General features: G+C 44.8%; 11 protein-coding genes. 9 read left to right on the top strand and 2 right to left on the bottom strand.

Features of this window, described 5'->3' with window-relative positions:
- Positions 1 to 281 precede the first annotated feature (281 nt).
- The 7 genes from H5336_RS21675 (at position 282) to H5336_RS21645 (ending at position 7,368) form a co-directional block, all read left to right on the top strand.
- A complete protein-coding gene (locus H5336_RS21675) occupies positions 282 to 764 on the top strand; it encodes a YajQ family cyclic di-GMP-binding protein (RefSeq protein WP_185236537.1) in 483 nt (160 codons plus the stop codon).
- A gap of 147 nt (positions 765 to 911) precedes the next feature.
- Entirely contained in the window at positions 912 to 1,160 is a 249-nt protein-coding gene (locus H5336_RS21670) for a hypothetical protein (protein WP_185236536.1), read from the top strand.
- Between the two features lie 78 nt (positions 1,161 to 1,238).
- Complete coding sequence (locus H5336_RS21665) at positions 1,239 to 1,631, top strand: DUF2750 domain-containing protein (RefSeq protein WP_185236535.1); 393 nt, start codon at positions 1,239 to 1,241, stop codon at positions 1,629 to 1,631.
- A gap of 252 nt (positions 1,632 to 1,883) precedes the next feature.
- Positions 1,884 to 3,173 carry a DEAD/DEAH box helicase gene (locus tag H5336_RS21660; RefSeq protein ID WP_185236534.1) on the top strand — a complete coding sequence of 430 codons (1,290 nt, stop codon included), beginning with the start codon at positions 1,884 to 1,886 and terminating at the stop codon, positions 3,171 to 3,173.
- Positions 3,174 to 3,971: 798 nt separating this feature from the next.
- The gene (locus tag H5336_RS21655) at positions 3,972 to 5,291 is read left to right on the top strand and encodes a GGDEF domain-containing protein (protein WP_185236533.1); all 1,320 of its coding nucleotides are present in this window, start codon (positions 3,972 to 3,974) and stop codon (positions 5,289 to 5,291) included.
- A 26-nt stretch (positions 5,292 to 5,317) separates the two neighbouring features.
- Positions 5,318 to 6,634, top strand: coding sequence for a GGDEF domain-containing protein (locus tag H5336_RS21650; RefSeq protein ID WP_185236532.1), 1,317 nt, complete (start codon positions 5,318 to 5,320; stop codon positions 6,632 to 6,634).
- A gap of 257 nt (positions 6,635 to 6,891) precedes the next feature.
- Entirely contained in the window at positions 6,892 to 7,368 is a 477-nt protein-coding gene (locus H5336_RS21645; protein ID WP_185236531.1) for an RDD family protein, read from the top strand.
- A gap of 16 nt (positions 7,369 to 7,384) precedes the next feature.
- Here the strand turns inward: H5336_RS21645 and H5336_RS21640 are convergent, their stop codons facing one another.
- Positions 7,385 to 8,446 (bottom strand): acyltransferase family protein, encoded by a 1,062-nt coding sequence (locus tag H5336_RS21640; RefSeq protein WP_185236530.1) that lies wholly within the window; start codon positions 8,444 to 8,446, stop codon positions 7,385 to 7,387.
- A gap of 190 nt (positions 8,447 to 8,636) precedes the next feature.
- On the opposite strand from H5336_RS21640, the gene H5336_RS21635 reads away from it, so the two are divergent.
- Both H5336_RS21635 and H5336_RS21630 read left to right on the top strand, forming a co-directional pair.
- On the top strand, positions 8,637 to 9,098 hold the full coding sequence (locus tag H5336_RS21635) for a GNAT family N-acetyltransferase (RefSeq protein WP_185236529.1): 462 nt from the start codon (positions 8,637 to 8,639) through the stop codon (positions 9,096 to 9,098).
- A gap of 701 nt (positions 9,099 to 9,799) precedes the next feature.
- Positions 9,800 to 10,006, top strand: coding sequence for a cold-shock protein (locus tag H5336_RS21630; RefSeq protein ID WP_185236528.1), 207 nt, complete (start codon positions 9,800 to 9,802; stop codon positions 10,004 to 10,006).
- Positions 10,007 to 10,148: 142 nt separating this feature from the next.
- Here H5336_RS21630 and H5336_RS21625 read toward each other — a convergent pair whose 3' ends face one another.
- Complete coding sequence (locus tag H5336_RS21625) at positions 10,149 to 12,440, bottom strand: PQQ-dependent sugar dehydrogenase (RefSeq protein ID WP_185236527.1); 2,292 nt, start codon at positions 12,438 to 12,440, stop codon at positions 10,149 to 10,151.
- Positions 12,441 to 12,528: the final 88 nt, after the last annotated feature.

The raw sequence follows: 12,528 nt of genomic DNA, 5'->3' as shown, positions 1-12,528 counted from the left end.
ATCTAGTGCCGTTATTTAGGCGGGATAACCGGTCGGTCAATACTATTTGCCCGTTGTGTAGGGAGAGGCTTCTAGAGCAGATAGAGAAGTTTGTTTGACGATAAACGCCTAGTTTATTGATCTCGTAAGGAGGGGGCGGGGCTAAGCTTACTCTTGATGGGTATTCGTGGCGAATGCCACAATATTTGGGCATAATTACAGTCAGCTTTCATGAGCCGCCGTCAGCGAGCTGTTTTGGCTTTTGGTTCGGTAATCCGTATACAGCCTTTAGGAGGGGAGTTATGCCATCATTTGATATTGTTTCTGAAGTTGAAAATCAGGAAGCACGCAACGCTGTCGATAATGCCAATCGCGAAGTGGAAACACGCTTTGATTTTCGTGGTGTAGAGGCAAGCTTTGAATGGAAAGACGATGCCACCGTTGTTAAGGCTGATGGAGATTTCCACTTGGAGCAGATGATCGATATTTTACGTGCAAAAATAGTGAAGCGCGGTATCGACCCGCAAACCATGGATATTGGAAAACTGGATCATACCGGTAAGACATATCAAAGAACTGTGGGTTTTAAGAATGGTATCGAAACAGACGTCGCGAAAAAAATCGTTAAAATGATTAAGGAATCTAAAGCTAAGGTTCAGATAGCGATTCAGGGTGATCAGGTACGTGTAACGGGAAAAAAACGTGATGACTTACAGGCCGCCATGCAGCTGGTCCGCGAAGGTGAGTTTGGTCAGCCGTTTCAGTTTAAGAATTTTCGTGACTAATTTTTTGCTACGCGAAAAGTTAGATAGGTGAAGGCTGCATGGTCACGCTCGATGAGTTGGTCTAATACTTAACGGCTTGATTCAACGAGCTGTGTCAGCGGAACAATACGGTGTACAAGCTGCTACACCCTATCGAGGGTTCTTACAATGAGGTTAATATCGTTATTAATCGGTCTAATAATAGTTGCTTATCTAGTAAGTGCGCAATTGTATCCTGACCCAACTTCAGGCGACTTAAATACCAATATAGATCAGCAAGATGTTACACCGCCAAAAGTACCCGTGGCTCCTAGCGAGCTTAAAGAGTTCGAAACGGATATGAATACATTTGTACAAGACACAGCCTCCGAGCGAAATAAAAAGTTAGAAGCGCTGGAAAATTCGTCTAATAAATAGGTGCCCATATAGGCCTATGTCGCTATAGCGACGGCTGTTTGAGTCTGCTTTTTTATGGTCTATTAAGGATGTTAAGAAATGAATGATATAAATGTGAAAGACATAGAAAAACTAGATTGCGAAGCGCGGTATGAAATGTTTTTAAGCATGGTGGCTGAAGAAAGAGATATTTGGCTACTTATAAATGATGATATGGAATTTTTAAAGATTCACTCCGAAGAGCATGACATAGAATATTTGCCCATTTGGCCGCACGCAGATTTCACTAAAACTCACCGTAATGGCTCTGACGGTAACCTGTCACCAAAATGTATTTCTGTTCCAGAGTTCTTCGCAAAGTGGGTGCCAGGTTTGGAGCGTGACAGCCTGAAAATTGGCGTATTCCCCAATTCTGGAGCCGATGTGTGGATTATGGAGCCTTCAGAGGTTAAAAATGACCTCCAAGATGAATTTTCGAATATTGGCCTATAAATTGTCGAGGTTGTGAGGTACATAATAATGGCGGTTTTCGCTTTATGAAAAGCGCTGATGGTAATCTACATTGGCGCAAACTTAGCGCCAAGCCTTCAGCCTAAGCTCTGGTGTTTGTTGAGCTGGGGCTCCGAAAGCTGGGGGCCTTACTCGCTCCCTTGATGAGGCTTAGGTGATATTCGCCTATTACAATATAAGCCTCGCTGCTATACTTGCAACTCCCTCCGTTATTGATTAATTACCTGAGACTCTATGCCATTTTCAAATCTTGGATTGTGTGATCCTATTTTACAAGCTATTAAAGACTTAGGCTATTCCAGCCCTACGCCTATTCAAAAACAGGCCATCCCCATCATTCTTTCTGGTGAAGATTTAGTTGCGACCGCCCAAACGGGTACGGGTAAAACAGCCTCTTTTGTCTTGCCTATTTTGGAAATGTTAAATAAGGATCGTAAGCTCCGTGGGAAACGTATACGCGCACTCATTCTAACGCCTACCCGAGAGTTAGCAGTACAAATTGAAGCCAATATTGCCGAATATGGTAAAAATTTGAACCTCAGATCCATGGCTATATACGGTGGTGTTGATTCTGAGCCACAAAAACAGAGTTTGATTGAAGGTGTAGATATCTTAGTTGCCACTCCGGGCAGGCTGTTGGATATGGCTCACCAGCGCGCATTGCACTTTGATGAGCTTGAAGTGTTGGTGTTGGATGAAGCCGACAGAATGGTCGATATGGGGTTTGTCGGAGATATAAAGAAAATTATCGATCGCTTACCGGCGGCGCGCCAGAACTTACTATTTTCAGCTACTATGAGTCACGACGTTCGGGATCTGGCCGATGACTTTGCTGATGGGAATGTGGGCAATTCACTCGTAGAGATATCTATTTCCCCTAAAGCGAAAACGGCACCCTCGATCAAGCAATGGTTAATTACCGTAGATAAAGACACGAAATCCGCTTTGCTAAGCCATTTGATCAAAGAATATAAGTGGGATCAGGCGCTTATTTTTATAGAAAAGAAGCATGGCGCAGCTAAGCTGGTTAGTCAGCTTGCAAAACGGGGTATTAAAGCGGAGTCTATTCATGGGGATAGAAGCCAAGCCATGCGCGAGAAAATTTTGGCGGATTTCAAATCCGGTGATCTGAAGTATTTGGTGGCTACCGGTGTGGCGGCTCGCGGCATAGATATCGGTAAACTTAGTCGAGTCGTTAATTACGACCTGCCTTTTAAACCAGAAGAATATATTCATCGTGTTGGCCGTACTGGCCGTGCTGGCGCAAAAGGCGAAGCTATTTCTTTTGTTGCGTGGGGCGATTTTAAAAATTTGTGCGCCATTGAAAGCCGCTTAAATCGTTTGATCGTTCGAAAAGAAGTTGAAGGCTTTCCTGTGAGGAAAGTAGTGCCCGTTTCCATTTTGAATTATGTCCGCAAGAGTAAGGCGCCAACTAAAAAAGCACCAAAAACTCATAAGAAAACATCAAAAAAAATCACAACCGATAGTGTCGAATCCCCTAAGAATAAGAATATTTGGGGCTAGAGAGGGGCTAGACGGCTCGGCGGTGCGACTAGACTACCTTGATAGGTAGACCTGCGCTCTATCCCTGGCCGCTCCCTTCGTGGGTTTGTGTGAGATTCATACACGCCGTTAAGGCATCCCTCGTGCCACCGAGCATCCCGGTTGAACTTTCCCTGCGCACGAAAGCACACAAAACCAGAGGGCAAAAGTGATTATTAGAGGCGCGCTATATTGGGCCTACATTTCTTGGAGTAAGCCACTGGGGGGGGGGCATTCCACGACGCGCCTTGTGAAAACCTTTATATATAACCTTTGTGCTTGCGCGCCCGTGTACCGTTAATTAGGCAAGCTTTGACCTTCCGTGACTATCCTTTGGTGCATAAGCGCATCTACTAGGCTTTGGGGTCAATCTTGCGCCCCCTCTGGCGGCGGCGGAACCCAAAGTCTTTGCCCGTTTATGGAGCAAATTCAACCAGAAAAGCGCGACGCGTAGCAAGCGTGTGGAGGTTGTGTGGGGTTCAAAACGTTTGACACTCCTCTGGCATTTTTGGTTGGCGGCGTGGTGTAGTCTGCAGATGTTTTTACCTAGCTTACAATAGCTTGTGTCGGCTACCTGAAATTTGATGCCCTCCACACTCGCAATATCAACGTAGATATTTGAAGGCCCATAAGGATTGAGGGAGAGCCAATTACATCTACTTCTAATTGATGTTTCCTGCCTTCATACACCAAAAAAATGATTATGGTGCCGATATAGCGGGTTGGGGCGGGTTATGTAGTCTAAACTTTAGCTTAGTTACGCCCTTTAAAGTCGAGAGTATGAGTATCAGTAAAAACGCAATGTTTAAATCAATACGGAGCTCAGACCTCGTATTGATCCTCTTCGCGGTGCTGTCGCTCGCTATTCTTTTTTTGCCAAAAGGCTGGCTAACGCACTCCTTCGAACTCGATCCGACAAAATACCCGGCGAACATAACATCAGAGGCGAAAGGGGCTAGCCAGGTGCGTTGGCTAGATAAGGAAAAGCAGATTTGGCACTGCGATCTGGACGAGCATTACAAATCGGCCTATTGCAGTTTAACAATCAATCTGTTGAATGAACGTTGGCAGGGTATTGATTTTAGCCGCTTTAATCGTATGACAATTGATGCGGATTACCAAGGAAGTAGCAAAACCGTCAGGGTCTATCTCCGAAATCGCCACCCTCGTAATTTCTCTTCTTGTGATGAGATGTTCACCAAGTACAATTTGGTGGAAGTCCCAGTTGAGTACCTTACTGAAGCAAAACCTTTTGAAATGGCTAGTTTTGGCGTTGCCGATTGGTGGCTCGCGCTGAAAAATATTCCACTTGAATATGCTCACCCTGAGTTTAAAAATGTGGTTTTTTTGGAGATCCAAACAGGTTCTTTTCATAAGTCGATGAGCAATACAATTCATATAAAAAAAATTACCTGGGAGGGCCAGCTAGTATCGGATGAGATTCTATATCGCGTGCTTGCTGCTGTGTGGGGTTTAACTATTCTTGGTTTGCTTGTACTGCGTATGTTCCAATTGAATCGCGATATTAAGTTGAATACACGTCATCAGAATGAGCTTATCTCCATTAACAAGTTGCTAAATTTGCAACACAAACAGTTTGAAGAGCTTGCGCAAACCGATGCGTTAACAGGCTTACTCAACCGTATTGGTATTAGAGATAGTCTGCTGGCTGGCGTGCATGAATGGAACCAAAAGAATGAGCCATTTTCGGTTATTATTATGGATTTGGATAATTTCAAAAATATTAATGATGAATTCGGGCATGATGTGGGGGACGATGTGTTAGTTGCATTAGCGAATTTTATCAAGAGAAATGTCGATGAATCCTGTTTTGTCGGGAGATGGGGGGGGGAGGAGTTTATTCTAGCTTGTAAAAATTCAGATTTAGTGTCCGCGCAGGCTGTTGCCGATAATTTGAGAAGAGTGTTAGAGAAGACTGTGCTTTGTCATGATATATCGGTAACCGCGAGCTTTGGTGTTTCAACGTTGGATTCGCCAGATTTAGGCCAATTATTTAAAAACGCTGACGACGCGTTATACCGTGCAAAATCGAGTGGTCGTAATCGAGTCGTCACGCAAGATCAATTAAAGTATTTTTGATGAGCGGAGCGCTTAAGTAGGGTGTAATGGCCTCGATAAAACTATCAAATATTCGTTTTATTTCCAAAATCGAGATGTTTTTGGGAGTTCTTGCTTGCCTGTCTTTTTTGTTGATATTGACACCGCAATCTTGGATTAACCGAACGCTAAAGTTTGACCCTTTAGCGTTTGTTTCGTTCATGAGTGATGATTCATCGTCAGGAGGGAATAGCAAGGTTAGCTGGGTCCGTGAAGAAGAACAAATGTGGAAATGTGAGGTGGGCAATATTTCACCAATCTACTGCGGCCTTATTATCGACGTTAGAGGCGAAAACGGTAAAGGCCTAGATCTATCTAAATTTCAGGAAATGACAGTTTGGCTGGATTACGAAGGGGCGGCAAATTCTATCCGTTTTTACTTAAGAAATGCAGGCGATCCTTATTATAATGGAAGGAGTTTGTCCACAAAATACAATCAAATAGTAATTCCAGTTGAAAATTTAAGCGAAGGATTTACCGTTGTAATGGAGGGTTTCAAAGTTGCCAATTGGTGGTTGGCAGCAAGCAAGGTACCTTTAAAGTATTCGCATGCTGAATTTAGTAACGTTATTTATGTTGAGGTACAGACAGGGGAGGGGGCAATTACCGGGGAGCATAAATTTCGCTTGAAAAAAATTGTATGGAAGGGAAATTTTGTATCCAATGAGGCCATTTTTCGTACTTTAATTTTGGGCTGGTCAGCACTAATACTGTTACTTCTGGCCTTTCGTCTCGTTAAGTTAAAGTTTCGGCTCGCGCGCGATAAGCGTAAAAAAGAAGAGTTAGCCGAGATTAATAAACTACTCGATCTACAGAATAAGGAGTTGGTAGATTTGGCGAGAACAGATCAATTGACTGGTTTGATTAATCGAATTGGCATTAGAGATGCTCTCTTTGAAAACTTAAAGTCTTGGCAAGATAAGCGTACGCCGTTTTCTTTGATACTGATTGATGTTGATCATTTTAAGAAAGTTAACGACCATTATGGTCATGCCGTTGGAGATGAAGTCTTAATCGCTATTGCTGCTCTCCTGAGGGGAAATACGCGACGGTCAGATTGCCCTGCTCGCTGGGGAGGGGAGGAGTTTTTACTGTTATGCCAAGATTGTGATCTTTATCGTGCACAAATGGTAGCTGAAATACTGAGAAGAAAACTGGAAGACGCTGAAATTCACCCCGATTTAAAAGTGACCGCAAGTTTCGGTGTGGCATCTATGACCAAACCTGACCCAGATGATTTATTTAAGCGAGCAGATCAAGCGTTATACGAGGCCAAAACACAGGGAAGAAATAGGGTTTGTGTTAATGCCGGAATAGATGAGTAGCGGCGCAGACAGTCAAAATCGAGCGGACGCTTAGCCTGTGCTAGGGGTTCTCTAGCACAGGAAATCGGTTTTGATTGCGTTCTCGCTAAGCACAAAAAATAATTCAGTGAAATAGCGAGAAGGGTAAAGTGGTGAAAAGCGTTTGGTTTTTAGCTGGGAAGCATTAAAGTGGGATGAGCGTTGTTCTTTTGGTGTGACTTTTAAGTAAGATGTCATGCGGAGTTACAAAATTTTCGATTTTATCTGGTGATATAGCAATGGAAAAAGAAAATATATATCAGGCCCCCTCAAGCGTTCTAGATCGCGGAGAGGAGGAAGAGGTGGTGTATGCAGGCTTTTGGGTTCGCGTTATCGCTTCGATTATCGACACGGTTATACTGCTTCTTGTAAGTTCCCCGTTGCTTTTGCTGATTTACGGTAAGAACTATTGGGTATCAGACTCTTTTTCTAAAGGTTTCTGGGATTATATTATTTCATACGCTTTCCCCGCAATTGCGATAATCTTGTTTTGGCACTATAAGTCGGCCACGCCGGGGAAGATGTTGCTCGGCCTTAAAATTGTAAGTCTTGGGGCTACTCAACAGTTATCTGTTGGGCAGTCTATAGGTCGATATTTGGCATACTTTCCGTCTATGTTTGTTTTCATGATCGGCATTATCTGGGTTGCATTTGATCGCAGAAAGCAAGGCTGGCACGATAAATTAGCAAATACGGTTGTGATTAAAAGTCGGTGATGGCCCCTGTGTGGTGTTATGCACCTATGATGTATTTTGAACTTTTTCCAAATATGGCTTTTAGTGAATAGGTGATAGCTGCACACGCCAAGAGTGTAGCTACTAGTGTGATTATTGAAAAAATGAGCGTCGCCACTAACCCATTCAATACTGCGCCTCGTATAAAGAAAAAATCGTATAGTGCAAACAATAAATAGGCGTGTATGAAATAGAGGGTAAAGGTGTAATCACCTATTATGCCCAGCCAAACCGGTATGCGGGTTAGCTTTCGTTCGAACCAATACAGCACCAGTGCGGATATTGATATTTTTTGGACATACCATGCGCTTTCTTGTAGGTCGGTTATTGTTAGGTGTTGAATGTCGAACATCATCAAAACTAGAATGAGTGCTGATGAGCCGAAGGCAAGCAGACAGATTGTGCGATGGTTACGCTGTATAAATCTAATCGCTTCTCGATAGTGGGAGCCCGCAAGCATACCTAAGGTATAGGCACCAAAAAAATAGACGTAATTTGTCCAACTTAGCTCCGGCCATACTCGTGAGATCACCAGAGGTAGTAGAATAACCAGCCGTGTGGGCCATTTACCTTGCTTGTGTTTAAGCAGTGATGCGATAACCGGTGTGCTTAAATACAACACTAGCAGTATAGGGATATACCAAAAGGTAAATAGTGCGCCACCGGTATACAAGTTGTTTGTAACAGATTCAATATAGGGGGCAATACCGTTGTCAAAATAAGTCAGCTCGCCGGAGAAGGCGTAGTGTCGCCAGGTAAAGAGGCAAGTGAAGATTAAATAGGGGAGTGCAACGTAGCTTATTTTCGAGATAAAAAACTGTTTCCATCCGCGGTTTGATAGAATCAGCGAAAAAAGAATACCTGAAATAAGGGCAAAATACAGCGTGCTACTGTGGAATAGCATAGCGTTCACTTTTTGGGCGAAGGGTATCCAGGGGTGCAGTGCGCCAGTGCTTTGACCCGCGTAATAAAAAACAAATTCAAAAGCGTGGATGGCTACAACACTTATAATGGCAAAGGCTCGAAAAGCATGTATGGCGGGAATCTGCTCTTTTTTCATTTTGTTTGCCGTGGTGAAAGTGGTGAATAGCTTCTTGTTGGAATGGCAGTCTATCTTAATTGCGATGCCTTTAAGTTCTTTAAAGACTTTGCGGCGTTATATGGCTAGATATTCCCCGAATATTTCCAATTGTGGTGTGTTATTGGTAGGGTGTTGAGCCTAGGTAGACTATAGTCGAGCGCACTAGAAAATGGACGTGATAAGCTACGTTGAATTCAATACGCTGAAGCTTCACGCGTTGCTGCCCTTGGTTAACAGTTGCAGGGTTCGTGAGCATTTGGTTGAGCATGCGCTATTTGATGCGAATTCCTTAAAGGCTTGGATTGCAGTAAAATTAGAGGTGGATGCAATGCCTGGCTGTAAGGTGCGGGGCGTGTTGTACAATAACCGATTAGCAGGCTGGTGCGGTATACAGCTTGATGGTGAGCGTTATGAGATCGCGATTGTAATCGATAGTAAGTTTTGGGGATTAGGAAAGCGGGTGTTCGGTGAGCTTATGCAATGGGCAAAAGCGTTTGGCCATAAGCAGGTTTACATTCATTTATTGCATACTCGTCGTGACTATAAGTTTCTGTATAAAATAGCGAGCAATGTTTATACAAGTGAATTGCTCGGTAATAAGTTCACTACTTATGAGCTGCGGGTGAATTAACCTTGTGAAGGGGTAAGCTTTGCAGCCCCAGCCTGGCAAAATGAAATGGTGGCAATAGCCTAGGGCCTTTCACTTGGAGGCGCCGAGACCCGAATAGCCAATATTGAGTAGCAATTGAGCGTTTGATGGCTTTTCAGCTAGCTAACCTCTTTATATAGGAAAAAATAGGTTTTTTTGGTCCCTGGTGGTGTTGTAATGCCAAAGACTAGAAAAGGGGTGGTGAGGCGTATTTGGGATGGTGGTTTGGCGTGAATATCCGCATGGGTCTGATTTTATACTGCCTGAAGCACTACTCGGGGCTAGATTTGCGGTATTTTTATGCTATATAGAGTAATTATTGTTACTCCCCCCTGTGCCCGCCTTTCGGCTTGGTGTATGATACGCAGGCCATTATTGGCATGGCAGGGTATTTAAGGCTTGCCGTGAATCCAAAATGTTAGTGAAAACATGAACCCCGTCAAGGTTAATGGTGGTTGTAAGGTTTTTCCGTAATAGTATTTCCGGTGTTTCCACTTGTGTATTCGGTGTTAATTGCTGTTGCCAATTTAATTGGTATTGATATGTGGTTCTTGGCCCGAATAAGTGCCCAACTTGCTTTACATGTCATATGGTGGTGTTTGTAACAACTTCAAAAACTGTATTCGTAATGGTGATAGCGGATAGAGTCTTTCAATTATTTCACCATGTGAGAAGAAAGTATTATGGCTAAAGGCACAGTTAAGTGGTTTAACGCGGACAAAGGTTTTGGTTTTATCACTCCAGAAGACGGCAGCAAAGATTTGTTTGTTCATCATTCTGAAATTCAAGCAGGTGGCGGTTACGCAACTTTAAATGATGGTCAGGCTGTTGAGTTTGAAGTTGGTCAAGGCCAGAAAGGTCCTTGTGCTAACAAGGTTGTACCCGTTTAAATAGAAAACCGTATTTAGACAACGTCGCGCTCTTGTGAGCGCGGCGTTTTACGTTTACGGGTATGATATTGTTGATACGCTCAGTGATTCAGCAACCCGTTGTTAGTACTCCTCCCTCCTGCTTCACTTTTGCAAACTCGTACTAATCTGTACAGTCACTCATTCCGTTAATCCATGTTTCTATTACGCTTATGGCGCTTTCATCAAGCCGCTGGGTGGCGAGAGGTGGCATTCGATTTTCGTTTAATACCGATATGCGTTCGAGCATTATCGAGCGTTCAGCCGAGCCTGGTGCAATAATGCGCGCGTTGGCTATGCCTAGGTTTCCGCCGTAAGGCTCCTGGTTGCAGGCCCCTGTATTTGTAAGTGGCGTTGTATAGCGTAAATCCATTTGTGCCGCTGTGCTACCGGGCCTATGGCAACCACTGCAATTGCTGTGTAAGTAGGCGCGTGCTCGGTCGCCAATACTGGCTTGGTTGTTGGTGAGCGGCTCCATTGTTGGGTAGGTAATGGTGGAGGGATCCATAGCTAAAAAGCCAGCCCGGTAAAGTTCCTGCATTTGGCTATTTACGGTAATACCGCTGGTGTAGGTGTGGCTTTTTTCCAGCTGCATGGCTTCAAACCCAAGTGATACGCCCGCGGCGCCGGTATGGCAGATAGTGCATTGGCTTTGGCTTGGGAAGGTATGGGTAAAATTACCTGTATCCACTTCTTTTGCTTCGCTAAGTAGGCGTGCATCACTGCCGTCTTCTAGCCATTCATAGCTGTATCCTGCCCAGCCTGTGCTGTGGTGCATAAGCAGGCGAGTTTCCAGTATTTGGCTGCCGTCGTAAAAGTTTTTAACCAGAACCGCTCCCTGAGGAAACTCAAAATCGCCGTCATTATCAAGGCTGATGTAGGTGTTGTCTGGAATGGCAAAAAACCGTTCCTTTTCTGCGCCATCTGACCAAAACGGAGCGTTGAGGCTAACGGGTACAAGGCTCTCGGCAGGCGTTTTGTCAGGTGTGGACTGGTAACAGCCGGTGGCCGATAACAGTTGTGGAATATTGCTATTACCGCTTTCTGTTTGCTCAATTTTAAAAATATTATTGCCGGCGCTCGCGCTGACCGCTAGCGCATAGACTTCGCCGCTGTGGCCCTGGCCGAATGCCGCAATATTTGTGTGGCTTGGGCCAATAATTTCAGACTGGTACTCTGTTCCGTCGTGCCAGGTGCGGTAAATATCGCCGGTGCAGTAATCGGCGTAAAAATAATGGCCGCTAATATCATTGTCATTACCTCGGTATACAAAGCCGCCGGTAATTGAGCAGGCACCGCCAGAATGGTCGTATTCGGTAATGGGCAGTGCGAGGCCCTCGCTTGAGCAGGCATTACTGCCGAAGCAGTTGTTGCCCTCCATTATTGGCCAACCCAGGTTGTCACCGGGGTTTACAATGTTCACTTCTTCATATTTTCCTTGGCCAACATCGGCCAGCCAAAGGCTGCCGTTTTGGCTGTCGAAGCTCCAGCGCCATGGGTTGCGTAGGCCATAGGCGTATATTTCGGGTAAAAAGTTAGCATTCCCCACGAAGGGGTTGTCGCTGGGAATGGTGTAGCCTGTGTCTGCATCGATATTTATACGGAGTAAATTTCCGAGCAAGGTTTGGGTGTTTTGCCCGTGACCATATTGGTCGTTAGAGCCGCCTCCGTCGCCAAAACCTATATAAAGATAACCATCCGGCCCGAAGCCGATATTGCCACCATTGTGGTTTTGTGCCGGCTGGGCAACGGTAAGTATTATTTCTTCCGTGTTGGTGGCAACGGGTAGGGCACCACTGAAGGTGAATCGAGAGATAACCGATTCGTTATTATTGTTGTTGTAAGAGATAAAAAATTCACCGTTGGTGGCAAATTGCGGATGAAACGCTAAGCCCAGCATACCCATTTCGAAGCTGGTACGTACCGAAGCGCTTAGATCAAAAAACGTATCAGTTGTGCTGGCGTTGGTGTCGGTAGAAAAGCGCAATATCAACCCGTTGCGTATCAATGCGTACCAATGGTTGTTGTCACCCGGTGCTTGGAATAACCCCAGCAGCCCAGATATTGCCGGTAAATTGGGGAAAGCCTGGGTAAACGAAAAATTAGTATCACCCTGAGATACTTGAGTAGGTGCAATACAGTGGGTGTTACTCACTCGGGTTAATGCCGCGCTGCTTGCGCTGGACTGAGACGCGCTGCTTGTTGAAGAATTAACGCTAGCGCTGGCGCTTGATGAGATACTTGAGCTGGAAGAGCTGACGTTAGACACGCTGGAGCTTGATGATGCTGAGGTAGCGCTACTGGAATTAGCGGGTGTGTTGTTACTGCCGCCGGTTGAGTTGCCCCCGCAGGCATATAGCGAGCTGATGGCCAGTGCGAATACGAAGCGGGCCGGGGTACCGGTAAGTCGATACATAGTGTTTGCTCCCTCAGGTTAAGAAGGCAGCCTATCATTTAACCTGCACCAGTCAGGAGCTACTGGGTGCGGTTTTTACAATTTTTAT

Origin of the sequence: Teredinibacter franksiae, from assembly GCF_014218805.1 — a bacterium.
Taxonomy (GTDB): domain Bacteria; phylum Pseudomonadota; class Gammaproteobacteria; order Pseudomonadales; family Cellvibrionaceae; genus Teredinibacter; species Teredinibacter franksiae.
The sequence above is the reverse complement of the archived record's forward strand: the minus strand, read 5'-3'. Positions and strand labels throughout refer to the sequence as shown.

Coding starts and splice junctions, on each gene's coding strand:
- H5336_RS21625 (WP_185236527.1), bottom strand. CDS start 12,440: ATGTATCGACTTACCGGTACCCCGGCCCGCTTCGTATTCGCACTGGCC.
- H5336_RS21670 (WP_185236536.1), top strand. CDS start 912: ATGAGGTTAATATCGTTATTAATCGGTCTAATAATAGTTGCTTATCTA.
- H5336_RS21675 (WP_185236537.1), top strand. CDS start 282: ATGCCATCATTTGATATTGTTTCTGAAGTTGAAAATCAGGAAGCACGC.
- H5336_RS21645 (WP_185236531.1), top strand. CDS start 6,892: ATGGAAAAAGAAAATATATATCAGGCCCCCTCAAGCGTTCTAGATCGC.
- H5336_RS21640 (WP_185236530.1), bottom strand. CDS start 8,446: ATGAAAAAAGAGCAGATTCCCGCCATACATGCTTTTCGAGCCTTTGCC.
- H5336_RS21650 (WP_185236532.1), top strand. CDS start 5,318: ATGGCCTCGATAAAACTATCAAATATTCGTTTTATTTCCAAAATCGAG.
- H5336_RS21635 (WP_185236529.1), top strand. CDS start 8,637: ATGGACGTGATAAGCTACGTTGAATTCAATACGCTGAAGCTTCACGCG.
- H5336_RS21665 (WP_185236535.1), top strand. CDS start 1,239: ATGAATGATATAAATGTGAAAGACATAGAAAAACTAGATTGCGAAGCG.
- H5336_RS21660 (WP_185236534.1), top strand. CDS start 1,884: ATGCCATTTTCAAATCTTGGATTGTGTGATCCTATTTTACAAGCTATT.
- H5336_RS21630 (WP_185236528.1), top strand. CDS start 9,800: ATGGCTAAAGGCACAGTTAAGTGGTTTAACGCGGACAAAGGTTTTGGT.
- H5336_RS21655 (WP_185236533.1), top strand. CDS start 3,972: ATGAGTATCAGTAAAAACGCAATGTTTAAATCAATACGGAGCTCAGAC.